The organism is Pseudomonas sp. CK-NBRI-02 (assembly GCF_008124495.1).
GTDB classification, from domain to species: domain Bacteria; phylum Pseudomonadota; class Gammaproteobacteria; order Pseudomonadales; family Pseudomonadaceae; genus Aquipseudomonas; species Aquipseudomonas guariconensis.
Genome location: NZ_VSJH01000035.1, coordinates 38,816 through 63,422, shown reverse-complemented (window position 1 = coordinate 63,422; position 24,607 = coordinate 38,816). Strand labels below are relative to the sequence as shown.

General features: G+C 62.0%; 19 protein-coding genes. 13 read left to right on the top strand and 6 right to left on the bottom strand.

Annotation, left to right across the window (positions count from 1 at the left end; all coding sequences use genetic code 11):
* Positions 1 to 2: 2 nt before the first annotated feature.
* The 3 genes from DQ397_RS19900 to DQ397_RS19890 all read left to right on the top strand — a co-directional run bounded on the left by DQ397_RS19900 (position 3) and on the right by DQ397_RS19890 (position 3,510).
* Positions 3 to 1,151 carry an ABC transporter ATP-binding protein gene (locus DQ397_RS19900; RefSeq protein WP_043210650.1) on the top strand — a complete coding sequence of 383 codons (1,149 nt, stop codon included), beginning with the start codon at positions 3 to 5 and terminating at the stop codon, positions 1,149 to 1,151.
* 42 nt (positions 1,152 to 1,193) lie between these two features.
* Positions 1,194 to 2,537, top strand: a complete 1,344-nt coding sequence (locus tag DQ397_RS19895; RefSeq protein WP_043210649.1) for a carbohydrate porin — start codon at positions 1,194 to 1,196, stop codon at positions 2,535 to 2,537.
* 118 nt (positions 2,538 to 2,655) lie between these two features.
* Positions 2,656 to 3,510 carry a D-hexose-6-phosphate mutarotase gene (locus tag DQ397_RS19890; protein ID WP_043210647.1) on the top strand — a complete coding sequence of 285 codons (855 nt, stop codon included), beginning with the start codon at positions 2,656 to 2,658 and terminating at the stop codon, positions 3,508 to 3,510.
* On the opposite strand, the gene hexR is transcribed toward DQ397_RS19890, so the two are convergent.
* Positions 3,503 to 4,366 (bottom strand): DNA-binding transcriptional regulator HexR, encoded by an 864-nt coding sequence (hexR, locus tag DQ397_RS19885; protein ID WP_178113806.1) that lies wholly within the window; start codon positions 4,364 to 4,366, stop codon positions 3,503 to 3,505. The genes DQ397_RS19890 and hexR overlap by 8 nt on opposite strands.
* Before the next feature lie 210 nt (positions 4,367 to 4,576).
* On the opposite strand from hexR, the gene zwf reads away from it, so the two are divergent.
* Genes zwf through DQ397_RS19870 form a run of 3 tightly spaced genes read left to right on the top strand, consistent with a single transcriptional unit; the run spans position 4,577 to position 7,438 of the window.
* Positions 4,577 to 6,046, top strand: a complete 1,470-nt coding sequence (zwf, locus tag DQ397_RS19880; protein WP_043210640.1) for a glucose-6-phosphate dehydrogenase — start codon at positions 4,577 to 4,579, stop codon at positions 6,044 to 6,046.
* Positions 6,033 to 6,746: a 6-phosphogluconolactonase gene (gene pgl / locus DQ397_RS19875; protein WP_043210638.1), complete on the top strand. Its 714-nt coding sequence runs from the start codon at positions 6,033 to 6,035 to the stop codon at positions 6,744 to 6,746. Before zwf ends, pgl begins: the two co-directional genes overlap by 14 nt.
* 17 nt (positions 6,747 to 6,763) lie before the next feature.
* On the top strand, positions 6,764 to 7,438 hold the full coding sequence (locus DQ397_RS19870; RefSeq protein WP_043210636.1) for a bifunctional 4-hydroxy-2-oxoglutarate aldolase/2-dehydro-3-deoxy-phosphogluconate aldolase: 675 nt from the start codon (positions 6,764 to 6,766) through the stop codon (positions 7,436 to 7,438).
* A 213-nt stretch (positions 7,439 to 7,651) separates the two neighbouring features.
* On the opposite strand, the gene leuA is transcribed toward DQ397_RS19870, so the two are convergent.
* From leuA to DQ397_RS19850, 4 genes are all read right to left on the bottom strand, one after another.
* Positions 7,652 to 9,325 (bottom strand): 2-isopropylmalate synthase, encoded by a 1,674-nt coding sequence (leuA, locus tag DQ397_RS19865; RefSeq protein ID WP_043210635.1) that lies wholly within the window; start codon positions 9,323 to 9,325, stop codon positions 7,652 to 7,654.
* 431 nt (positions 9,326 to 9,756) lie between these two features.
* On the bottom strand, positions 9,757 to 10,584 hold the full coding sequence (locus DQ397_RS19860) for a M23 family metallopeptidase (protein ID WP_043210631.1): 828 nt from the start codon (positions 10,582 to 10,584) through the stop codon (positions 9,757 to 9,759).
* 3 nt (positions 10,585 to 10,587) lie between these two features.
* Positions 10,588 to 11,967: an exodeoxyribonuclease VII large subunit gene (gene xseA, locus DQ397_RS19855; RefSeq protein ID WP_043210740.1), complete on the bottom strand. Its 1,380-nt coding sequence runs from the start codon at positions 11,965 to 11,967 to the stop codon at positions 10,588 to 10,590.
* Between the two features lie 20 nt (positions 11,968 to 11,987).
* The gene (locus tag DQ397_RS19850) at positions 11,988 to 12,893 is read right to left on the bottom strand and encodes a LysR substrate-binding domain-containing protein (protein ID WP_043210629.1); all 906 of its coding nucleotides are present in this window, start codon (positions 12,891 to 12,893) and stop codon (positions 11,988 to 11,990) included.
* A gap of 97 nt (positions 12,894 to 12,990) precedes the next feature.
* Here DQ397_RS19850 and DQ397_RS19845 point away from each other — a divergent pair, with 97 nt between their 5' ends.
* From DQ397_RS19845 to tadA, 7 genes are all read left to right on the top strand, one after another.
* Positions 12,991 to 13,746 carry a sulfite exporter TauE/SafE family protein gene (locus tag DQ397_RS19845; protein ID WP_043210627.1) on the top strand — a complete coding sequence of 252 codons (756 nt, stop codon included), beginning with the start codon at positions 12,991 to 12,993 and terminating at the stop codon, positions 13,744 to 13,746.
* Between the two features lie 46 nt (positions 13,747 to 13,792).
* Entirely contained in the window at positions 13,793 to 14,347 is a 555-nt protein-coding gene (locus tag DQ397_RS19840) for a hypothetical protein (protein ID WP_043210625.1), read from the top strand.
* Between the two features lie 147 nt (positions 14,348 to 14,494).
* A complete protein-coding gene (gene guaB / locus DQ397_RS19835; protein WP_043210622.1) occupies positions 14,495 to 15,964 on the top strand; it encodes an IMP dehydrogenase in 1,470 nt (489 codons plus the stop codon).
* A gap of 78 nt (positions 15,965 to 16,042) precedes the next feature.
* On the top strand, positions 16,043 to 17,620 hold the full coding sequence (guaA, locus tag DQ397_RS19830) for a glutamine-hydrolyzing GMP synthase (RefSeq protein ID WP_043210620.1): 1,578 nt from the start codon (positions 16,043 to 16,045) through the stop codon (positions 17,618 to 17,620).
* Between the two features lie 176 nt (positions 17,621 to 17,796).
* The gene (locus tag DQ397_RS19825; protein ID WP_043212420.1) at positions 17,797 to 21,042 is read left to right on the top strand and encodes a dermonecrotic toxin domain-containing protein; all 3,246 of its coding nucleotides are present in this window, start codon (positions 17,797 to 17,799) and stop codon (positions 21,040 to 21,042) included.
* Positions 21,043 to 21,224: 182 nt separating this feature from the next.
* Positions 21,225 to 22,607, top strand: coding sequence for a multicopper oxidase family protein (locus DQ397_RS19820; protein WP_043212423.1), 1,383 nt, complete (start codon positions 21,225 to 21,227; stop codon positions 22,605 to 22,607).
* Complete coding sequence (tadA, locus tag DQ397_RS19815) at positions 22,607 to 23,086, top strand: tRNA adenosine(34) deaminase TadA (RefSeq protein WP_043212425.1); 480 nt, start codon at positions 22,607 to 22,609, stop codon at positions 23,084 to 23,086. The genes DQ397_RS19820 and tadA overlap by 1 nt, the downstream gene beginning before the upstream one ends.
* Positions 23,087 to 23,099: 13 nt before the next feature.
* Here tadA and mltF read toward each other — a convergent pair whose 3' ends face one another.
* Positions 23,100 to 24,557 carry a membrane-bound lytic murein transglycosylase MltF gene (mltF, locus tag DQ397_RS19810; protein ID WP_043212426.1) on the bottom strand — a complete coding sequence of 486 codons (1,458 nt, stop codon included), beginning with the start codon at positions 24,555 to 24,557 and terminating at the stop codon, positions 23,100 to 23,102.
* Positions 24,558 to 24,607 lie beyond the last annotated feature (50 nt).

Sequence of the window (24,607 nt, the reverse complement as noted above, 5' to 3'; positions counted from 1 at the left end):
ACATGGCACGGCTCGAACTTCGCAACGTCAACAAGCGCTACGGCAGCGGCCTGCCCGATACCCTCAAGGCCATTGACCTGGGCATCGAGTCCGGTGAGTTCCTGATTCTGGTCGGCCCATCAGGGTGCGGAAAGTCTACCTTGATGAACTGCATCGCCGGGTTGGAGGACATCAGTGGCGGCGAAATCCTCGTCGACGGCACCGACATCAGCGGCATGAGCCCCAAGGATCGGGACATCGCCATGGTGTTCCAGTCCTATGCGCTGTACCCGACCATGAACGTGCGCGACAACATCGCCTTCGGGCTGAAGATCCGCAAAATGCCTCAGGCGGCGATCGACGACGAGGTGGCGCGGGTGGCCAAGCTGCTGCAGATCGAACACCTGCTCACGCGCAAGCCAGGCCAGCTTTCCGGCGGCCAGCAGCAGCGGGTGGCCATGGGCCGGGCCCTGGCGCGGCGGCCGAAGATCTACCTGTTCGACGAGCCGTTGTCGAACCTCGACGCCAAGCTGCGGGTGGAGATGCGCACCGAAATCAAGCTGATGCACCAGCGTCTGAAAACCACCACCGTGTACGTCACCCATGACCAGATCGAGGCCATGACCCTGGGTGACAAGGTGGCGGTAATGAAGGACGGCGTCATCCAGCAGTTCGGCACCCCGCAGCAGATCTATAACGACCCGGCCAACCAGTTCGTCGCCAGCTTCATCGGCTCACCGCCAATGAACTTCATCCCGGCGCGCCTGACGAAACAACAAGGGCGCCTGGTGGCGTTGCTCGACAGCGGGCAGGCCCGTTGCGAGTTGCCCGTCGGGCATCTGTCGGACGAACTCGAAGGGTGCGAAGTGGTGCTAGGCATTCGCCCCGAGCAGATCGGCGTGGGCGCGGGCGAGGGCATGCATGGCATTCGCGCCGAGGTGCAGGTGACTGAGCCCACCGGGCCGGACCTGCTGGTGTTCGTCACCCTCAACCAAGTCAAGGTTTGCTGCCGGCTGGCGCCGGATGTCGCCTGCCGTGTGGGAGACAGCCTGCAACTGCAGTTCGATCCTTCGCGGGTGCTGCTGTTCGATGCTGCCAGCGGGGAGCGCCTGGGGCAGGTTGCCCCTGCGCCGGTCGCTGGGGGCAATGTGGCGCGTTTCAAAGGGCGCTGAGTCGTCTAAACCATCAATAACAAGAAAAGTGAGGAACAAGGGATGGACCATCGCAAACGCATCAGGACGCTGGGCTCGCTGGCGGTGCTGACCTTTGTCGGCAGTGGTGGGGCACACGCGGCCGAGGCCTTCTCGGCGGATTCGAAATGGATGACCGGGGACTGGGGCGGCACCCGAACCGAGCTATTGGAAAAAGGCTACGACTTCACCCTCGATTATGTCGGCGAGGTGGCCGGCAACCTGCACGGCGGCTACAACGACGACAAGACTGCCCGTTACAGCGACCAGTTCGCCCTGGGCGCGCACCTGGATCTTCAGAAGATCCTTGGCTGGCACGACGCCGAATTCAAGCTGGCAATCACCGAACGAAGTGGTCGCAACCTGTCCAACGACCGCATCAGTGACCCGCGCGCTGGGCAGTTCAGCTCGGTCCAGGAAGTCTGGGGCCGTGGCCAGACCTGGCGGCTGACGCAGATGTGGATCAAGCAGAAGTACTTCGATGGGGCCCTGGATGTGAAATTCGGGCGCTTCGGTGAGGGCGAGGACTTCAACAGCTTCCCCTGCGACTTCCAGAACTTGGCCTTCTGCGGCTCCCAGGTGGGCAACTGGGTGGGCGGTATCTGGTACAACTGGCCGGTCAGCCAGTGGGCGCTGCGGGTCAAGTACAACATCAACCCGGAGTTCTTCGTGCAGGTGGGGGCCTTCGAGCAAAATCCGTCGAACCTTGAGACCGGCAACGGCTTCAAACTCAGCGGCAGCGGCACCAAGGGCGCGATCCTGCCGGTGGAGATGGTCTGGTCGCCCAAGGTCAACGGCCTGCCGGGTGAATACCGCCTGGGCTACTACTACAGCACCGCCAAGGCTGACGATGTCTATGAGGACGTCAACGGCCAGCCCCAGGGCATCACCGGCAATGACTTCAAATCCCACTCCAGCAAGCACGGCTGGTGGGTCGTGGCCCAGCAGCAGGTGACGGCGCACCAGGGTGATGTCAACCGGGGCCTGAGCCTGTTCGCCAATTTCACCGTGCACGACAAGGCTACCAACGTCATCGACAACTACCAGCAGATAGGCATGGTCTACAAAGGCCCCTTCGATGCCCGGCCCAAGGACGACATTGGCTTTGGCATCGCGCGGATCCATGTCAATGATGACGTCAAGAAGCGCGCCGAGCAGCTCAATGCCAGCAGTGGTATCGACGACTACGACAATCCGGGCTTCGTGCCGCTGCAGCGCACCGAATACAACGCCGAGCTCTACTATGGCTTTCACGTCACCAACTGGCTGACCGTGCGGCCGAACCTGCAGTACATCAAGAGCCCTGGGGGAGTGGATGAGGTCGACAATGCGCTGGTCGCAGGATTGAAGATTCAGTCGTCATTCTGAGAAAAATTGTTGTAAATTTACGCCATCCATTTCCCGGCCACTTCATTTCCACTGGATCTCGGTGGAAATGAAGCCCGCGCCGAGACAGCGCTATCTCAAACAACAAGAGCTTGGAACCATGCCCGAACATCCGCTACATCGCTTCTTTGGCGCGCAGAGGCCCAGGCCGACGTTCGAGTGGGAGCGTTACCAGCAGCGCGATGTGTTGATTATCGATCACCCCCGTTGCCAGGCCGTATTCAGTCGCCAGGGCGCGCAGCTGGTGCATTTTCAGCCTGCCGGCGAACGTCCGTGGCTATGGTGTGCCGAGCAGTGGCCGCTGGCCGGGGCGATCCGAGGTGGCGTGCCGGTTTGCTGGCCTTGGTATGGACGTCATCCCAGCGAAGATTTGTGGCCGTCCCATGGTTGGGCGCGCCTGCTCGACTGGAAGCTGGTCGAGAGCCAGGAGGACGAGGAGGGCGTGACCCTTACCTGGCGCCTGCAGCTGTGCGACTGGCAAGTGGACTTGCACGCGCGCTTGGGCAGCGGCATGGAACTGAGCCTGACCACCGAGCACCAGGACAGCGAACCTTGCCAGTTGAGTCATGCGCTGCTGGCTTATTGGCGTATCAGTGACGTGTCTGAGATAGCGCTGTCTGGGCTTGAGGACATCGAAGGCTATGACCGCCTCAACCGCCAGGCGTGCCGCGAGGACGGTGCGCTCAAGGTCAAGGGCGGTTGCCAGAAGGTTTATCCGGGTACGCCCCGGGTGCAGCTGCAGGACCCTGCGTGGGAGCGTGAACTGTGCATCGACAGCGGGGATTCCGACGACACAGTGGTCTGGCACCCGGGCAAGCGCCCGCTGGTGGGTGTCAGCGGCCGCGAGTGTCAGCGGTTTGTCTGCGTCGAGATCGCCAGCGGCAGCGGCGAGGGCTTGAGCCTGGCGCCGGGGCAGCAGGCTCACCTGAGCCTGCAGGCACACCGGCTCAGTTGAGCTCGTCGTCCTCGATCGGGTAACGGCTGGCGTTGAGGCTTTCCTTGATCTTGCGCAGGTGCGGTTGGAAGTCCACGCCGCGGCGCAGGGTCATGCCGGTGGCCAGCACATCGAGCACGGTGAGTTGGATGATCCGCGAGGTCATTGGCATGTAGATGTCGGTGTCCTCCGGCAATGGGATGTGCAGGCTCAGGCTGCAGGCCTTGGCCAGGGGCGAGCCGGCGGCGGTCAGGCCAAGGACGGAGGCGCCGTTTTCACGCGCCACGCGGGCCACCTCCACCAGTTCGCGGGTGCGACCGGTGTAGGAGATGATCACGAACAAATCGCCGGTATGCGCGACCGAGGCCAGCATGCGTTGCATGAGCACGTCGGCATGGGCCGACACCGCCAGGTTGAAGCGGAAGAACTTGTGCTGGGCGTCGAGGGCCACGGGGGCCGAGGCGCCCAGGCCGAAGAAGTGGATTTGCCGAGCCTGGATCATCATGTCCACGGCGCGGCTGACCTGTTGCGGGTCGAGCGCCTGGCAGGCGCTGTCGAGCGATGCGATGGCGCTGCCGAAGATCTTCTGGGTGTAGGCGGCCGGGTCATCGTCGGCCTCCACCGCGCGGCTGACGTAAGCGGCGCCGCTGGCCAGGCTCTGGGCCAGCTGGAGCTTGAGTTCGGGGTAGCCACTGACACCGAAGGAGCGGCAGAAACGGTTGACCGTCGGTTCGCTGACCTTGGCGGCCTGGGCAAGCGCGGCGATGCTGAAGCGGGTGGCTTGTTGCGGGTTGAGCAGGATGACTTCGGCGACTTTGCGTTCGGCCTTGTTCAGCTCGTCGAGGCGTCCCTGGATCTGCTCCAGGAGGTTTCTCACGCGGTCCATGGTGTGTCCTTGGGTCGGGAAGACAGCCGGCTGATGGAACAGCGGGCTTTTTGCACGGTGTCTATCGTACTGTCGGCGAGGTTGCCGCACCACTTGTCTGTCACAGTTGTAGGCTAATGTTGTGGTTTTTACTACATTACCCCTTGAAAACCGCGGTTGAAAACGATATTCCTAGGCCAACTTTAGGAAAGAACCAACATCATGGCTGCGATCAGTGTAGAACCTTGCACCTTTGCCCTGTTTGGCGCCCTTGGCGACCTGGCACTGCGCAAGCTGTTTCCTGCGCTTTATCAGCTCGACCGCGCCGGCTTGCTGCACGCCGATTCGCGCCTGCTGGCCCTGGCCCGTGAAGCCGGCGATGGCGAGCAGCACCTGGCGACCATCGAGGCGCACCTGCGCCGCTTCGTGCCGGAGGCGGACATCGAGCCCGGTGCGCTGGGGCGTTTCCTCGCCCGCCTGAGCTACGTGCGCCTGGACTTCCTCCAGGCCGATGGCTACCAGGCGCTGGCCGAACAGGTGGCCGCAGACCTGCCTTTGATCGCCTATTTCGCCACGCCCGCCTCGGTGTACGGCGCGATCTGCGAGAACCTGGACAAAGCCGGCCTGGCCGCCCGTACTCGGGTCGTGCTGGAAAAGCCCATCGGTCACGACTTGGAGTCGTCCCGTCGGGTCAACGATGCCGTGGCGCGGTTCTTCCCGGAAAGTCGGGTCTATCGTATCGATCACTACCTGGGCAAGGAGACGGTGCAGAACCTCATCGCACTGCGTTTTGCCAACAGCCTGTTCGAAACCCAGTGGAACCAGAACTCTATCTCCCACGTGGAAATCACCGTGGCTGAAAAGGTGGGGATCGAAGGGCGCTGGGGCTATTTCGACAAGGCCGGCCAGCTGCGCGACATGATCCAGAACCACCTGTTGCAGCTGCTGTGCCTGATTGCCATGGACCCGCCCAGCGATTTGTCCGCCGACAGCATCCGCAACGAAAAGGTGAAGGTGCTCAAAGCCCTGGCGCCAATCACCGGCGAAGCCCTGAGCACCCGGGTGGTGCGCGGCCAGTACATTGCCGGCTACAGCGATGGTGCACCGGTGCCGGGCTACCTGGAAGAAGACAACGCCAATGCTCAGAGCGACACCGAGACCTTCGTCGCCCTGCGTGCCGACATCCGCAACTGGCGCTGGTCCGGCGTGCCGTTCTACCTGCGTACCGGCAAGCGTATGCCGCAAAAGCTGTCGCAGATCGTCATCCACTTCAAGGAAACGCCGCACTACATCTTCGCCCCCGAGCAGCGTTTGCAGATCGGTAACAAGCTGATCATCCGCCTGCAGCCGGACGAAGGCATTTCTTTGCGGGTCATGACCAAGGAGCAAGGCCTGGACAAAGGCATGCAACTGCGTAGCGGGCCCTTGCAACTGAATTTCTCCGACACCTGGCGCAGCGCGCGCATCCCGGATGCCTATGAGCGTCTGTTGTTGGAAGTGATGCGCGGCAACCAGAACCTGTTCGTGCGCAAAGATGAAATCGAATATGCCTGGACGTGGTGCGATCAGCTGATTGCCGGCTGGAAGAACGCTGGCGACGCACCCAAGCCTTATGCGGCGGGGTCCTGGGGGCCGATGAGCTCCATCGCACTGATCACACGTGATGGGAGGGCGTGGTATGGCGATATCTGAACTGCAACTGCCGGCGAGCGTAACGATGCATTCGCTAGCTGATGGCAAGGCCTTGGCGGCGACATTGGCCCATGATGTGGCCGAGCGCCTGCGCCAGGCCATTGTCGATAAGGGGCAGGCGTGCCTGGTCCTGTCGGGTGGCCGCAGCCCGGTCCCCTTCCTGGAGAAGCTCGCAGGCGAAGCGCTGGACTGGTCGAAGGTCACGGTCAGCCTGGCCGACGAGCGCTGGGTACCGGTCGAGCATGCCGACAGCAATGCCGGATTGCTGGTGCTTCACCTGTTCAAGGGCCCGGCCGCCAAGGCTCGCTTCGTGGGCTTGTATCACTGTGCCGAGAGTCTCGATGCCGCCGCTGTCCTGGCCGACCAGGCCCTGGCTGCGTTGCCCCCCATCGATGTGCTGGTGCTGGGCATGGGCGATGACGGTCACACGGCCTCGTTGTTCCCGGCCAGCCCCAACCTGCCTGAAGGCCTGGACCTGCGAAGCACGCACCGCTGCCTGCCGATGCTGGCACCGAGTGTGCCGCGCCAGCGCCTGAGCATGACCCGAGCCCTGTTGGCCAGCGCCGGTTTCACCGCGCTGTCTGTGCAAGGCCTGGGCAAACTCGCTACCCTGCGCGCCGCATTAGCGGCCGCTGACCCAACCGAAATGCCGATTCGCGCCTTTCTTCACGACCCCCTGGACATCTACTGGTGCCCATGAGCCAAGGATCCACTCTCATGACCACGCTCGAACGCCAACAGCCTCTGCTCTCGATGGCCGAGAAAGCCGCCCGGATCGACGCGATCTGCGGCAAGGCGCGCATTCTGCCGGTGATCACCATCGCCCGTGAGCAAGATATCCTGCCCCTGGCCGACGCCCTGGCCGCCGGCGGCATCCGTACCCTGGAGGTGACCCTGCGTTCCGAGCATGGCCTCAAGGCCATTCGAGTGCTGCGCGAACAGCGTCCGGAGCTGTGCATCGGTGCCGGCACCGTGCTCGATCGGACCATGTTCACTGCCGTGGAAGCGGCTGGCGCACAATTCGTGGTGACCCCTGGAGTGACCCAGGATCTCCTCCAGGCGGGCGTCGAAAGCGATATCCCGCTGTTGCCTGGCATCAGTACGCCGTCTGAAATCATGATGGGCTATGCCCTGGGCTACCGTCGCTTCAAGCTGTTCCCCGCCGAAATCAGTGGCGGCGTGGCGGCCATCAAGGCCTTCGCCGGCCCGTTCGGCGACATCCGCTTCTGCCCCACCGGTGGTGTCAACCCGGCCAACGTGCGCAACTACATGGCCCAGCCCAACGTGATGTGCGTGGGCGGGACCTGGATGCTCGACAGCAGCTGGATCAAGAACGGCGACTGGGCACGGATCGAGGCCTGCAGTGCCGAGGCGATGGCGCTGCTGGACTGAAAACGAATTTGTTGTGTGCTACAACGCTTGTGGGGCGCCTGATTGGCGCCCTTTTTTTGCCTGGGTTTTCTGTTGCCTGGGCTGGCCCGTTTGCAGGTAGACCTGGTTCCCAAGGATCACCGGCAACCCTCTGAGAGCGGATTTATCCGCGAAAAGGGCAGGGCAAAAAAAAGCCCGCGTCCAGGACGCGGGCTTTTCAGGTAGGGCTGACGTTTACGCCGCCTTGGCTGCCTGCTGGCTGAGCGAACGGTTCAGTGCGCTGAACAGCGCCTTGAAGCTGGCGGTGGTGATGTTCTCGTCGATCCCCACGCCATGTACCGGACGACCACCGGCCACGCGCAATTCAATATAGGCCGCAGCCTTGGCATTGGTGCCGGCACCGATGGCGTGTTCGTTGTAGTCCATGATTTCCACGCTGATGGGCAGGCCGGCGACCAGCGCTTCCAGCGCGCCGTTGCCTTTACCGCGCCAGTGCAGGGTGGTTTCGCCTTCGCCGGCGACTTCCACTTCCACGGCGCTGTGGCCGTTCTCTTCCTGCAGACGATGGCTGACCAGCGCATAGGGCGTGTTGGCCTGGAGGTATTCCTTGTGCAGCAGGCTGTAAATCTGCTGAGCAGTCATCTCGAGGCCCAGGCGGTCGGTCTCGCCCTGTACCACCTGGCTGAACTCGATCTGCATGCGACGTGGCAGGCTGATGCCGTACTCCTGCTCGAGCAGGTAGGTGATGCCGCCTTTGCCGGACTGGCTGTTGACGCGGATCACCGCCTCGTAGCTGCGGCCGATGTCGGCCGGGTCGATCGGCAGGTAAGGCACTTCCCAGAGTGCGTCTTCCTTCTGCTTGGCGAAGCCCTTGCGGATGGCGTCCTGGTGCGAGCCGGAGAATGCGGTGTGGACCAGATCGCCCACGTACGGGTGACGTGGGTGCACAGGCAGCTGGTTGCACTCCTCGACGACCTTGCGTACACCGTCGATGTCGGAGAAGTCCAGTTTGGGGTCGATGCCCTGGGTGTAGAGGTTCAGGGCCAGGGTCACCAGGTCGACGTTGCCGGTACGCTCGCCGTTGCCGAACAGGCAGCCTTCGGCGCGGTCGGCGCCGGCCATCAGGCCCAGTTCGGTGGCTGCGATGCCAGTGCCGCGGTCGTTGTGGGTGTGCAGGCTGATGATCACGCTGTCGCGGCGGTTGACGTTGCGGCAGAACCATTCGATCTGGTCGGCATAGACGTTGGGCGTCGACACTTCGACGGTGGCCGGCAGGTTGAGGATGATCTTGTGTTCAGGGGTCGGGTTCCACACCTCGATCACCGCGTCGCAGACCTCCTTGGCGAACTCCATCTCGGTGGCGCTGAAGGTTTCCGGCGAGTACTGGAACGTCCACTGGGTTTCCGGCTGCTGAGCGGCATACTTGACGAACAGCTTGGCGGCGTTCACCGCGATGTCCTTCACGCCCTGCTTGTCCTGGTTGAAGACAATGCGGCGGAACGACGGCGAAGTGGCGTTGTACAGGTGGACGATGGCTTTCTTGGCGCCACGCAGGGATTCGAAAGTACGCGCGATCAAGTCTTCACGGGCCTGGGTGAGCACCTGGATGGTGGTGTCGTCCGGGATGTGGCCGTCTTCGATCAGGGTGCGCACGAAGTCGAAGTCGGTTTGCGAGGCGGACGGGAACGAGGCTTCGATTTCCTTCACGCCGACCTGCACCAAGGTCTTCCAGAAACGCAGTTTCTTCTCCGAATCCATCGGCTCGATCAGCGACTGGTTGCCGTCACGCAAGTCGGAGCTGCACCAGATCGGCGCCTGGGTGATGGTCTTCGACGGCCAGGTACGGTCCGGCAGATCGATGGTCGGGAAGGCGCGGTATTTCTTCGAAGGGTCTTTGAGCATGGTCATGGAAGCAATCCTTTTATGTGCGGCCGAGATCGGGCCTGCCGAGCGATAACGAGATGAAGAGGCGAGGCGACGCGATCAGCCTGGTAGTCGGGCGCTGACCAGGCAGAGGCTGCGATGTTGTCGGAGCAGGATGAGGGTGCTGAAGGTTTTCATGCCTCAACCCTAACCAGTGACCGGTGGGATGGCAAGCATTCGGAAAAAATTGAGAGGAATGCTTAAAAAAAGCGCTTGTGCGAGATTTTATGGCTGATATCGAACGGCGACTTCGGTATTTTTGCGCGCTATTTTTTGATGGCGCAACTCAAGGGAAAGATTGTTGGCGGTGTGAGCCTTTTCGCGGGTAAACCCGCCGCCACAGGGTTCTGTGAACGCCTCCAATACAGCGTCGGCCTTGTGGGTGCGGGTTCACTCGCGAAGTCGGTACGCCTGGATCAGGGCTGAAACGCCCCGATGAAAATTGCCGGATCCACCCGCGCGTCGTTGAGACTGACGTTCCAGTGCATATGCGGCCCGGTCGCCCGGCCTGTGGCGCCCACGCGGCCGACCACCTCGCCGCGACGCAGCGTCTGGCCAGGTTTCACATCGATCTTGGACATGTGGCAAAACATGCTGATGAAGCCCTGTCCGTGATCGACGAACACGGTACGGCCATTGAAGAAGTAATCCCCCACCAAGATCACCTTGCCATTGGCCGGGGTCTTGATAGGCGTACCGGCGGGCACGGCGAAGTCCAGGCCGGCATGGGGGTTGCGCTCCTCTCCGTTGAAGAAGCGACGCACGCCGAACTTGCTCGACAGTGGCCCGCTGACCGGTTTGTCGAGGATCAGGTTGCTCGGCAGGGCAGGGCTGAAGCTGCGGTAGGCCTTGAGCTGTTCGGCCAGCTCGCGCTCGATGCGTTTGAGGTCGGCGGGGTCGGGATTGACCTGGCGCTTGTTCTTCAACGTGATGTGTTGCTCGGGGTACTTCTTGCTGCCGACCGTGAAGGGCAGGGTACGCGAACCTTGGGTGAGCACCGCGGTGCCGGGCTTCTGGGTCAGAGGAATGCCGACGATCGCCAGCCAGTTGCCCTGCTCCTGGACCACCAGCACCGGCTTGCCATCGAAGCGTGCGCTGGGTGCCGAGGGGGCAGGGCCCAGGTCGACCACCGCCACGCCTCCGGGCACCGGCTTGTTCAGCTGGCGCGTGATGTAGCTGGCCTGGGCGTGGGTACCGAGCAACAGCAAGAAGAAGGCGAGCAGAGGGGCGAGCAGGCGGGGCATGTGTCAGTCCAGTAGCGAGAGGGTGACCGGAGTCTGGTGGTTGTCCTCGACCCGCACCTTGAGCTCGCCTTCGTTCAGGCGGGCGGTCAGGCGCTGGCCGTTGTGGGTCTGGGCGGCGCTGCGGATGGCCTGGCCGCGCTCGTCGAGCAGAATGCTGTAGCCGCGGGCCAGGGTCGCCAGGGGGCTGACCACGTGCAAGGTCTGCAACTGGGCCTGGAAGCGTTGCCGACGATCCTTGAGCACTTCGCGCATAGCCCGCGGGAGGCGTTCGGCGAGGCTGTCCAGGCGCTGGCCAAGCAGTTTAAGCGCGCGCCCCGGATGTTGCGCGGCCAGGCGGGTGTCCAGACGGCCCAGGCGCTCGTGGCGCTGGTTCATGTTGAGCATGAAGGCGCGGCGCAGGCGCATATCCAGGTCATCCAGGCGCTGTGCCTGTTGGCGCAAGCGCTCGCCGGGGTGGCGCAGGCGGCGGGCCAGGCCATCCAGGCGCAGGTGATCATGAGCCAGGCGGTTTTTCATGCGTAGCAACAGGCGCCGCTGCAGGCTGTCCAGGCGCTGTTGCAGACCGCTGCTGTCCGGCGCCAGCAATTCGGCGGCGGCCGATGGGGTCGGCGCGCGCACATCGGCGACGAAGTCGCTGATCGAGACGTCGGTTTCATGACCCACGGCGCTGACGATGGGCGTCACGCACGCGGCCACGGCGCGGGCGACGTCCTCTTCGTTAAAGCACCACAGGTCCTCCAGCGAACCTCCGCCCCGGGCCAGGATCAATGCATCGAAGCCCATGCTGTCGGCCAGGCGCAGGGCTCGGACGATCTGGGCAATGGCCTCGCGGCCCTGTACTGCGGTGGGAATCAGGTTCAGTTCCACTTGGGGGGCGCGTCGGCCGAACACGCTGATGATGTCGCGGATCACCGCGCCAGTGGGGGAGGTGATGATGCCGATGCGGCGCGGGTGGGCCGGCAGAGGTTGCTTGCGTTCGGCACTGAACAGGCCCTCGGCGCCGAGCTTTTCCTTCAAGGCCTCGAAGGCCAGGCGCAGGGCGCCATCCCCTGCGGGCTCGACCGTGTCGAGAATCAGTTGGTAGTCACCACGCCCCTCGAACAGCGATACCTTGCCGCGCACCCTGACTGCCAGGCCATCGCGCAGGGCCTGGCGTACGCGTACTGCATTCTGCCGAAACAGTGCGCAGCGCACCTGGGCGCCGCTGTCCTTGAGGGTGAAGTACATGTGCCCGGAGGCCGGGCGGGCGAGGTTGGATATCTCGCCTTCCACCCAGACACTGCGGAACACATCCTCGAGCAGCACGCGCGCGCGGCCGTTAAGCTGGCTGACGGTGAGGACCTCGCGGTCCAGGCCGAGTCGTTCGAAGGGGTCTCTGATCATGGCCGGCATCATAAAGGACATCACGCCTGGTTGTCTGTGCTGGCGCTTGAGCCGGACATTGTCGAGACGAACTGGCGCACCAGTTCCCCCGCGTCTCGTCGACACGCCAGGGCCACGGTGCTCGGGCAAGCCTCTTGCAACGGTATGAAACGCACCGAGGCCGGCGCGATGTCGCGCATGCAAGCTGGTAACAGCGCCACCCCGAATCCTGCCTGTATCAGCTGCAGTTGCGTGGTCTTGCGAGACACGACCTGGGCGGCGCGTGGAAAGAATCCTGCCTCCATGCACAACGAAGCGGACAGGTAGCTCAAGCCCCCTCGCTGTCGATGAGGGATGGAAATGAAACGCTCATCTCGTAATCGCGCCAGTGCCACCTGGGGGGCGTCGGCCAGTGGATGGTCTGCCGCCACGGCCAAGAGCAATGGCTCGCTGAACAGGGCATGGATCTCCACCTCCTGGTGCTGGCGCAGCACCGGCAGACGCAACAGACCGAGTTCGAGCCGGCCTTCGGCGATATCCTCCAGTTGGGCCTCGGAGGACTGCTGTGCAATCTCCAGGGACACGCCAGGATTGTTGTTCAGGTAGCTGCCCAGGCTCGCCAAGAGCCGGCCGGTCAAGGGGACGGTGCTGGAGTGATTGAGGCGCAGACTGCCGCGCAGGCCCTGGCCGATCTCCTGGGCCAGGCGCTCGGCTTGGTCCAGATCGGCCAGCAGGCGCTGCGCGCGATCGAGAAAGGCCAGGCCAGCCGAGGTCAGCCGAGGCTGGCGGGCAGTTCGCTCGAACAAAGGCGTACCGAGCTGATGTTCCAGCTCCTTGATCTGACGGCTTAGCGCAGACTGGGCGATGTACAGCCGCTCGGCGGCCGCGCTGAAGCTGCCGCTCTGGGCTATTTCAACGAAGTAGCGCAACTGGCGGATGGAAGTCATGACATGCCTTTTCGAGATATCTGAGGGTTAAAAGGCATATTAGTCGGCATGGCTCGTGGCTGGCTAACCTGTCTCGGTGTTTTCAGGAGTCATGCCGATGCTTGCTCAATTGCCGTTTTCAGGTCTCGACTGGCTGCCCATCCTGCTGGGGGTAGGCGTGGCCTACATCGTGTTCGGTATCGCCGGTTTCGGTACGGCGTTGGTGGCGGGGCCGGTGCTGATCCACTTCATGCCATTGTCGCGGATCATTCCGTTGCTGGTGCTGCTGGACTTCGTCGCGGCCTTTGGCAACTGGTTGCCATCGCGCCAGTCGGTGGTGCGTGGCGAACTGCTGCGCTTGCTGCCGTGCATGGCGCTGGGCTGTACCTTGGGCGTGGTCTTTCTGCTACGCCTGAAATCGGACCTTCTGCTGTTGCTGATGGGCCTGTTCGTGACCGGGTATGCGTTGTATAGCCTGGCCGTAAAGGTGCGGCCGGCGCGACTCGCAGGCGCCTGGGCGGTGCCGATGGGCACGGCGGGTGGGCTGTTCGGCGCCTTGTTCGGCAGCGGTGGCTTTCTGTATGCGATCTACCTCAATGCCCGGCTGGATTCAACGGAACAGGCAAGGGCGACCCAGAGTGCGCTCATCAGTTGCAGTACTGTTGTGCGCCTGTCGTTGTTTGTTGCTGCTGGGGTATACGCCGATGCCAGCCTGTTGTTTGTCGCGGCCTGCCTGCTGCCGGTGATGGCTGCCGGGCTGTGGCTGGGGCGGCACCTGTCCTTGAGGCTGTCCCGCGAAGCCTTCGTGCGTGTGGTCACCTGGCTGGTGCTGGGCAGTGGCGTGGCGTTGATCGGTCGCTACCTGGGCGGCTGAGCGGTAGAATCTCGCTATTACCGCAGTCCGCAGGCCCGTTTCGTTCATGAACACCCAGAGCATCATCGTTCCCAAACTCTCCACCGTCCCGGTCCACGAAGCCCGTGCCCGGGCGATCCTGCGCTGGTTGGTGCGCGAGAAGATCGTCGAGGAGCAGCTCAGCACCTGTGGGCGCACCGGCAGTCGCATGGGGTACGCCTTGGCCCAGGGCGCACGCAAGGTCGCGTTGCATCCGGAACGACTCCCCTTCGGCGAGCAGATCAACGGCCTGGAGGTGATGCTCAAGCGCTGCATCTATACACCGACCGAGGGCTTTCTCGAAGAAGCGGGTTGCCCTGAGTGTCGGCGCGAAATTGGCGAGCCGCTGTTCGAGAGCCTGGAGGAGTGGATGCCTGGGGTGAGCGACAACTTCACCTGCCCGCTGTGCGGCTTCGAGGACGACATCAACGGCTTTTTGTTCCTGCAGCCGTGCGCCTTCTCCAACCTGGGGTTCATCTTCAACAACTGGGGCGAGGCCGGGTTCACCCAGGCCTTTCTCGACAGCTTCGCCGACTGGTTGGACCAGCCGGTGGCGGTGGTGCAGGTCAACTGCCAGCCATAAGTCGCAAGCGACAGCAAAAGCGCAGACGTGGGTGGAGTGAATCTCGTCGCTTGCCGCTTGTAACTTGGAGCTTGAATTGCATTGAGCGGCGCGCCGTGGATGAGTATAATGGCGCGCTTCCATTTTTCCCGCCCGGGAGCCCCCGCGATGCTGCGTATCAGCCAAGAAGCCCTGACCTTCGACGATATTCTCCTTGTACCTGGCTATTCTGAGGTACTGCCCAATGAAGTCAGTCTCAAGACCCGTTTGACCCGCGGCATCGAGCTGAACATTCCCCTGGTTTCCGCCGCCATGGATACCGTGACCGAAGCGCGCCTGGCCATCGCCATGGCCCAGGAAGGCGGCATCGGCATCATCCACAAGAACATGACCATCGAGCAGCAAGCTGCCGAAGTGCGCAAGGTCAAGAAGTTCGAGGCTGGCGTGGTCAAGGACCCGATCACCATCGACGCCGACGCCACTGTGCGCGACCTGTTCGACCTGACCCGCCTGAACAACATCTCCGGTGTTCCAGTGCTGGAGAACGGCGACCTGGTCGGCATCGTCACCTCCCGTGACGTGCGCTTCGAAAGCCGCCTGGACGCCAAGGTTCGTGAAGTGATGACGCCCAAAGAGCGTCTGGTCACCGTGCGCGAAGGCGCCGACAAGAACGAAGTCCGCGAGCTGCTGCACAAGCACCGCCTGGAAAAAGTCCTGATCGTCGACGACAAGTTCAGCCTCAAGGGCATGATGACCGTCAAGGACATCGAAAAAGCCAAGGCCTACCCGCTGGCCAGCAAGGACGACCAAGGTCGTCTGCGCGTCGGCGCTGCGGTCGGCACCGGCAAGGATACCGGCGAGCGCGTTGCCGCCCTGGTTGCCGCCGGCGTTGACGTGGTGGTGGTCGACACCGCCCACGGCCACAGCAAGGGCGTGATCGATCGCGTTCGCTGGGTCAAAGAGACCTACCCGCAAGTGCAGGTGATCGGCGGTAACATCGCCACCGGCGCCGCTGCCAAAGCCCTGGCCGAAGCCGGCGCTGACGCGGTCAAGGTCGGTATTGGCCCGGGCTCGATCTGCACCACCCGTATCGTCGCCGGTGTCGGTGTGCCGCAGATCAGCGCCATCGCCAACGTCGCCGCCGCACTGGAAGGCACTGGCGTACCGCTGATCGCCGACGGTGGCATCCGCTTCTCCGGTGACCTGTCCAAGGCCATCGTCGCTGGCGCCTCCTGCGTCATGATGGGTTCGATGTTCGCCGGCACCGAAGAGGCGCCGGGTGAGGTCGAGCTGTTCCAGGGCCGTTCCTACAAGGCTTACCGCGGCATGGGCTCGCTGGGCGCCATGGCACAGGCCCAAGGCTCCTCGGACCGTTACTTCCAGGACTCCTCGGCTGGCGCCGAGAAGCTGGTTCCGGAAGGCATCGAAGGCCGTGTGCCGTACAAGGGCGCCCTGGCTGCGATCATCCACCAACTGATGGGTGGCCTGCGTTCTTCCATGGGCTACACCGGCAGCGCGACCATCGAAGAGATGCGCACCAAGCCTGAATTCGTGCGCATCACCGGTGCCGGCATGGCCGAGTCCCATGTGCATGACGTGCAGATCACCAAAGAAGCCCCTAACTACCGCGTAGGCTAAGGCTTCCAGCAATACCTGTTAGCGGGGCTGTCACGACAGCCCCGCGTCGTTTCCGATTTCCACTGACGAGATTGAGTCATGGCCCTCGACATTCACGCTCACCGCATCCTGATCCTCGATTTCGGTTCCCAGTACACCCAGTTGATCGCCCGTCGCGTGCGTGAGATCGGTGTCTACTGCGAACTGCACCCGTTCGACATGGACGATGAAGCGATCCGCGAATTCAACCCGCGCGGCATCATCCTCGCTGGCGGCCCCGAGTCGGTCCACGAAGCCAACAGCCCGCGCGCACCGCAAGCGGTCTTCGACCTGAACGTGCCGGTACTGGGCATCTGCTACGGCATGCAGACCATGGCCGAACAGATGGGCGGCAAGGTCGAAGGTTCCGACCTGCGCGAGTTCGGTTACGCCCGTGTTGATGTGGTCGGCAAGAGCCGCCTGCTCGACGGTATCGAAGACCACGTTGATGACGACGGTGTACTGGGTCTGGACGTTTGGATGAGCCACGGCGACAAGGTCACCCAGATGCCGGGCAACTTCCACGTGCTGGCCAGCACCCCGAGCTGCCCGATCGCCGGCATGTTCGACGACGCGCGTGGCTACTACGGCGTGCAGTTCCACCCGGAAGTGACCCACACCAAGCAGGGCGGTCGCATCCTGTCCCGCTTCGTCCAGGACATCTGCGGCTGCGAGGCCCTGTGGACCCCGTCCAACATCGTTGAAGACGCCATCGCCCAGGTCCGTGGGCAAGTCGGCTCGGCCAACGTGCTGCTGGGCCTGTCCGGCGGTGTCGACTCCTCGGTGGTCGCCGCGCTGCTGCACCGCGCCATCGGCGACCAACTGACCTGCGTCTTCGTCGACAACGGCCTGCTGCGCTTGCACGAAGGCGACCAAGTGATGGCCATGTTCAAGGAGAACATGGGCGTCAAGGTGATCCGCGCCGATGCCGAGCAGCAGTTCCTCGACAACCTGGCCGGCGAAACCGACCCGGAGAAGAAGCGTAAGATCATCGGTCGCACCTTCATCGACGTGTTCGATGCCGAAGCCAGCAAGCTGGAGAACATCCAGTTCCTTGCCCAGGGCACCATCTACCCGGACGTGATCGAGTCGGCGGGCGCCAAGAGCGGCAAGGCCCATGTGATCAAGTCGCACCACAACGTTGGCGGCCTGCCGGAAGAAATGAACCTCAAGCTGGTCGAGCCACTGCGCGAGCTGTTCAAGGACGAAGTACGCAAGATCGGCCTGGAACTGGGCCTGCCGTACGACATGGTCTACCGTCACCCGTTCCCGGGCCCAGGCCTGGGCGTGCGTATCCTGGGTGAAGTGAAGAAGGAATACGCCGACCTGCTGCGTCGCGCTGACCATATCTTCATCGAAGAACTGCGCAAGGCCGACTGGTACCACAAGACCAGCCAGGCATTCGTGGTCTTCCAGCCGGTCAAGTCGGTCGGCGTCGTTGGCGATGGCCGTCGCTACGCCTGGGTCGTGGCCCTGCGCGCCGTCGAGACCGTGGACTTCATGACCGCTCGCTGGGCGCACCTGCCATACGAGCTGCTGGAAACCGTCAGCGGCCGTATCATCAACGAGATCGACGGCATCTCCCGCGTCACCTACGACGTGTCGAGCAAGCCGCCAGCCACCATCGAGTGGGAATGACCGGCTTGCCGGAGTAACCCGGCAACTGAAGCGCCAACAAAAAGCCCGCATATCTGCGGGCTTTTTGTTGGGCGCGCCGCAGCGGATGGCGGGTTCTCAGCAGGTGGTAAATAGTTGGATTTTTAAGAATCGACAGACTTCGCATGCTATGGCCTTCATTGCGAAGGACTGTCGAAATGACCGAGCGAAGCGTTTTCCAGGATTTAAACGACGAAGTAACTGCCTCCAGGCAGGAAGCGAGCGGGCCTTTTTTATTGAAGGACTTCGTGAACCAGCAGGCATTGGACTATCCATCGCCGCGCAAATTCGCCCATGACGTGGCCAAGGCCTATGTATTGCAAGCGTTGGCGCTGGATATCGACCCTGATGATCTGTTCATCACGACCTTGTATATCGATGCCTGGGATGAGGGTGATCAACGCGCAAACATCGCATCGTCCATGACCTTGACCGATGCCCTGATGCGTAATTGGCAGCAACAGGGTGATGGCAGCCTCTTTAGTCATCTTGGGACATTGGAGGCGTTCAGGGTCGAGGGCTATCCCACGGTCATCAGCGAGGCGCCTCTGCCGTTGGATAACTGCTTTGCCTATGAGGCGATCTATCGCAAGACCACGCCTCAGCGCTTTTCCAGTGATACGCAAGTCCGCCTGGACCCGAAGCAGTTCAAACATTTCGCCTGGGAGGCCGATCTTCAAGCGAACTATCTGAGGCACTTGAAGAACTTCTGGCGTCTTCATGAGCGCGATTACAACTTGCTGATCAAGGCATCGGTGCTCAGGGCTGCCTTTGTTCAGCATGAAGAAGGTTCGCTGACGCTCAATGACAAGTACATGGTACTCAGGGCCTTGGGGCTTGAGGTGTCCACCACTTGGGAAACACTGACTTACCAGGCGTTCGAACAAGCGGCGCTCGATCAGCATGTCGTTAGCATTCGCGAGCTCTTGGTTTATCGCTATACGGCGAGCGACATTATTGTCTTCAAGGATGAACAGTCCGGACGCCTGCTGGTTTACATCCCCGGCAATTCTTCGCCGCTGCAGGGTTTTGAGGATATGGCAGCGTTTTGCGACTGGTTCGCCCTGCAGTGCAGATTCACTCAGCGACGCACGGTTCTGGAAGGTCATTTCAAGGCCGAAGACGACCCGGACGGGATATTCGTGTCAGGCCTAAAGACAGCGCTGTTGGGGCTGGGGGCTTTTCCCTCTTGGCATGTGGGCAATTACTCCCGCTGGAATCCGCACGATGAAATTAGCCTCGGCCCCGCTCTACATCCTTGGCCGTTCACACATTTCAAAAACTCTCTGAAAAGCCGTCTGCAGTCCGATGCCGTGCGGCTGATTCGAAGCCGTGCCGCTTACAATCAAGGGGTCGCAGGCGAGGTACTGTCCACCGCATTGACTGTCACCAGTATCGTTGCAATGGCGATCCCGGCACTTTGGCTGCCCGTGGCAACGATGTCCGCTGCGCTGATCGGCTTGGGAGCCGATGAGGTCGTCAACGGCACGGTCGAGGATCAGGCGCAAGGCAAGCGCCGCATCGTCTTTGGCATTCTCAACGCTGTGCCAGCCACCTTGGAGCTGGCCAAGGCTGCAGGCGCTGCGGCGCGGGTAGGCGACACGGTCACCCCAGGGGCTGCGGACGAGATAGGGCAAAAGGCAAATACGCTCACCCCCCAGGAAAAACTGGAAAATGCCACTACGGCAGAGCAGCAGGAGCAAGAGATTGCCGTTCAGCGAGAAGAGCGGGCCAATGAATCGGCCGATGAGCGAATGGCCCGTCGCGCGCATGAAGAGACGCAAAGGCAGGCGCGCGCCAACCTCCATGCTCAAACCTTTGACAGTGTGAAGGCGTTCGGTATCGAGCCCGACGGCCTTCGTTCATTGTCACCCCAACTGCGCGATGAACTGGCCAAGTTCGAATACAACGGGCCGCTGGGCGAGGGCGGCAAATGGGTGGTGGATGATTTCGGTGCTGTCTATCAGGAAACCGACGCAGCTTCCGGAGTCCTCACTCGCTACGCTCGGGTACATGCCAAGGTATACCGTGTCGAGCGCATCGAGCGCGCAGGGCAGTACAGAATCGTTTCTCCATACGAGGCCGATATCCAAGGCCCCTATATCAAACGGTTGAAGGGGTTTTATTCCGATATCGATGTCAAACCTGGCCTGCGCGGTGGTGAGAGTTTCATCGAGGTGACAGCGCAGGCTGAGCCGTTGCCGGAGCGTGTCAAACCGGGCATTACCCTGGTTCGTGCACATCCTCCCGTACAGATCGAAGTGCCCCTGGATGGTATCGAGGTGCGCCCGGCGTTCGAAGAAGAACAACAGATAGACACGTATTACGCGATGAACTCCGCCGAGGGCACGCGCGTCACTTTCGATGCCGATATCGGGGGATGGAAATCTTATGATGGAAAGATCCACTGGCTGAACAATAAGGGTGTCTGGAAGCAAGGCAGTGTGAAGTCGTTTCTTGCGGCTCGGGCATCGCTTCGGTTCGGCGTGCGTTATGAGATCTACACGTTTCCTCGTATTCCGGGCGTCTCGCAGGAGGCCCGTGCGATCAACCGGGAAGTTCACCAGATTTGGCTTGGTGAGCGAGGGCCCAGGGGAGAATTGATTGAAACGATGAAGACGAACATTCGTGCCAATCCTGGCTTGAAGTTCACGCTGCATCTGGACGTCGATAATGCCGCGTTCACGGGTGAACTGGATCGGTTGAAACAGGCGTTCGCCGAGTTCCCCAACATGGTGGTTTCAGAGCTGAGGGACGAGCCGTTTTTCTTCAAGTTTCTTACCGATAATGAAACCGTGGTGCCTTATCGTTACTTTCGCAGTGGCACCGGACAAAATCTGGCGGCCGCTTCGGATATCTTGAGGTATCGCCTGATTCACGAATACGGCGGTCTCTACATGGATTGTGATGACGTCATGGTCGGGGCGTTCGAAGACGCTGAACTCTATGCGGGGCCGGATGATGTATTGACCGGTGGGGCAGTCTCGTCACCAAGAATGGGCTTTTACGGCCCAGGTAACAGCCATTTTGCAAGTCACGCCGGTAATCCGGTCCTGCAGGAGATCCAGCAGGCGGCCTATCGTCGTTGGATCAATGAGATCGACGCACTGCGGGAGCTGGAAAGTTCCCGCGGGCTAAACGCTGACGGGACCAATCCCTATATGCGCAAGATCTTTGCAATCAGTGGTCCTCAGATGTTCCTCGACACACTTAAGCGCGCACGTCCAGATTACGCGGACCTGCTTGACGATGTGTTGAAGCCCAAGGCGGGGATGCGTTCTCTGGCGTATCTCGAATTTCGAGATGCTGCCGTTGATTTCTATGCCCCCTTTGGGCGGCGGTTGAAAATCCGGGCAGGAGCGGAGAATTCCTGGAGTGCGACGGTGGGTCAGGCGGGCAATTGATAGCGAGGCGCGTAGAGGGTTATGGGGAGTCAGGCCTTCTGCGCGCTCCCGCTGCGACAAGGTGATCCAGTCGCCCGCTCAAGACTTCACTTAATCTTTCGCAAATGCAGGTGTATCGTATTCGCCCTTCATTGCCAGCACTGCTGGCAGACTGATTGCGCAGAAACGAGGTACCCGCACCGATGTCCTTTACCCGTCGACAAATGCTCAAGGGCCTGACCGGCCTTGCCGTGGTTGGCTTGGGCGCCGGAGGCGCGGCGCGTTACTGGTTGGGCAAAGTCGAGGACGAGAACGCCGGGCACGATTATGAACTGATCGCTGCCCCGCTGGACGTGGAGCTGGTGCCGGGGTTCAAAACCCAGGCCTGGGCCTTTGGCCCCTCGGCGCCAGGTACTGAACTGCGTGTCCGTCAGGGCACCTGGTTGCGGGTGCGCTTCATCAATCACCTGCCCGTGGAAACGACCATCCATTGGCATGGCATCCGTCTGCCGCTGGAAATGGACGGGGTGCCCTACGTTTCGCAATTGCCAGTCAAGCCGGGCGAGTTCTTCGACTACAAGTTCCGTGTGCCCGATGCTGGCAGCTACTGGTACCACCCCCACGTCAGCAGTTCCGAAGAGCTGGGGCGTGGCCTGGTCGGTCCGTTGATCGTCGAGGAGCGCGAGCCTACCGGTTTCCTGCATGAGCGGACCTTGAGCCTGAAGAACTGGCACGTGGACGAACAGGGGGGCTGGCTGCCGTTCAGTATCCCTCGCGAAGCCGCGCGCAACGGTACGGCTGGGCGCCTGATCACCATCAACGGCCAGGCGGACGCGGTCACCGAGCTGCCGGCAGGCCAGGTGGTGCGGGTGCGTCTGTTGAACCTGGACAACACCTGGACCTACCGCATCAACCTCAAGGGCAACTGCGAGGCGCGGGTGTACGCGCTCGATGGCAATCCCGTCACTCCGCGCGTATTGGAAGAGGATTACTGGCTCGGCCCAGGCATGCGCATTTGCCTGGCGATCCGCATCCCCGAGGCAGGCGAGGAGATTTCTCTGCGTGACGGCTTCGTGCGCTTGGGGACCCTGCGTTCGGTGGCCAGCGACCAGGCGCCGGGGGATTGGCCCAAGGCGCTACCGGCCAACCCGATCGCCGAGCCGGACTTGGAGAATGCGCAAAAGCTCAACTTCAATTTCGAATGGGCCGGCAAGGTGTCGGTGGATACCGACAACGGTCGTCCACCGAGCTTGTGGCAGATCAACGGTCAGGCCTGGGACATCACCGACAAGACCTGCGCCGATCGCCCGATCGCCACGCTAAAGAAGGGCAAGAGTTACATCTTCGAATTGAAAAACATGACCCAGTACCAGCATCCCATTCATTTGCATGGCATGAGTTTCAAGGTAATTGCGTCCAATCGCCGCAAGATCGTCGAACCTTGGTTCACCGATACCTATTTGCTGGGCAAGAACGAGCGCGCCCAGGTAGCGCTGGTGGCTGATAACCCTGGTACCTGGATGTTCCATTGCCATGTGATCGACCACATGGAAACCGGCCTTATGGCCGCGATAGCGGTGGTCTGATGCGTCCGCAGATCATCGATCGCAGCCGCGATCAGGAATTCATGCAATTAGCCCTGGAACTCGCCGCACAGGGGGCGGCCATGGGCGAGGTGCCGGTTGGCGCGGTGCTGGTGCAGCATGGCCAGGTCATCGGACAGGGCTTCAACCGTCCTATCACCGACAGCGATCCCAGTGCGCACGCCGAGATGGTAGCTATCCGTGCGGCCGCGCAGGCCGCCAGCAACTACCGACTGCCCGGCAGTACGCTGTACGTGACACTGGAGCCGTGCAGCATGTGCGCCGGGCTGATCGTGCATTCGCGCATTGCGCGGGTGGTTTATGGCGCGTTGGAGCCCAAGGCCGGGATCGTGCAGAGCCAGGGGCAGTTCTTCACCCAGGGCTTTTTGAATCATCGGGTGATGTTCGAGGGAGGGGTATTGGCCGAGGCGTGCGGGCAGATTCTGAGCGATTTCTTCAAGGCACGGCGGGCCAAGTGCTAGCAACGCCTGTGCGTCACATCGGCGAGGGCTGTTCGGCCGGCTTGTCCTTGTTGACCCCCGGCACGTGCAGGTTGCCTTCGGCCACCTGCCCCTCGAGCTGCGGCTGGGTCACCCAGGTAAGGATGTCGTAGTAACGGCGGATGTTGGCCACGAAGTGCACCGGTTCGCCGCCGCGGGCATAGCCGTAGCGGGTCTTGCGGTACCACTGCTTCTGCGACAGGCGCGGCAGCATTTTCTTCACGTCCAGCCACTTGTTCGGATTCAGGCCTTCTCGTTTGGCTAGCATGCGTGCGTCTTCCAGGTGGCCGCTGCCGACGTTGTAGGCGGCCAGGGCGAACCAGGTGCGATCCGGTTCCTTGATGCTCTCGTCGAGCTGGTCCTTGACGAGCATGAAATATTTGGCGCCGCCCTGGATGCTCTGTTTCGGGTCCAGGCGATTGGACACGCCCATGGCCTGGGCGGTGCGTTGGGTCAGCATCATCAAGCCGCGCACGCCGGTCTTGGAGGTAACCTCCGGCTGCCACATCGATTCCTGGTAACCGATCGCCGCCAGCAGGCGCCAGTCCACCTGCTCGGCCTTGGCGGTGGTGCGAAAATGCTTCTCGTACTTGGGCAAGCGCTGCTGCAAGTGTTGAGCGAAGGTGTAGGCCCCGACATAGCCGAGCACGTCGACATGGCCGTAGTAGCGATCCTTCAGGCGCTGAAGGGTGCCGTTCTTCTGCGACTTGTCGAGAAACTCGTTGACCTCGTTGAGCAGGCTGTTGTCTTCGCCGGCGGCAACCGCCCAGCGTTGATCGCGGGAATCCCCCAGGTCGAAGGCCACTCGGACGTTGGGGAAGTAGACCTGGTTCATGGCCAGTTCGTTGGAATCCACCAAGGTCAGGTCGATCTGGCCTTCATCGACCATGCGCAGTAGATCAACGACCTCGACCGCGTCGGACTCTTCGTATACCAGGGCAGGATTCTGCTTTTTCAGTTCGGCCAGTTGATCGGCGTGGCTGCTGCCCTTGAGCACCATGATCTTCTTGCCGATGAGCCCCTTGACGTTGGTGGGGCGTGAGCGGCCGTTGCGGTAGATGACCTGCGGGGTCACCTCAAGGTAAGGGTGGGAGAACCTTGCCTGGGCCGTGCGTTTTTCGCTGCTGACCAGTCCGGCGGCGGCCAGCACCGGGCCGGAGGGCTTGCCCAGCTGGTCGAACAGTTCATCGAGGCTGTCGGCGGTCTCGATCTCGAGTTTCACGCCCAGTTCGTCGGCAAAACGCTTGACCAGTTCGTACTCGAAACCGGTTTCACCGTTGCGGTCCTGGAAATAGGTGGCGGGGCTGTTGCGGGTTATCACGCGCAGCACGCCGTCCTCCTTGACGCGCTCGAGGGTGCTGGGTTTTTCAACACAGGCACCGAGCAGCAGGAAGAGTCCGGTTGCGAAGAGCCATCTGGCGCAGCGCTGGCGCAAAGCAGTGAGGGCGAACATAGGTTGCAGTATACGCAAAGGACCGGTCCCGCCATATCTCGACAATGGTT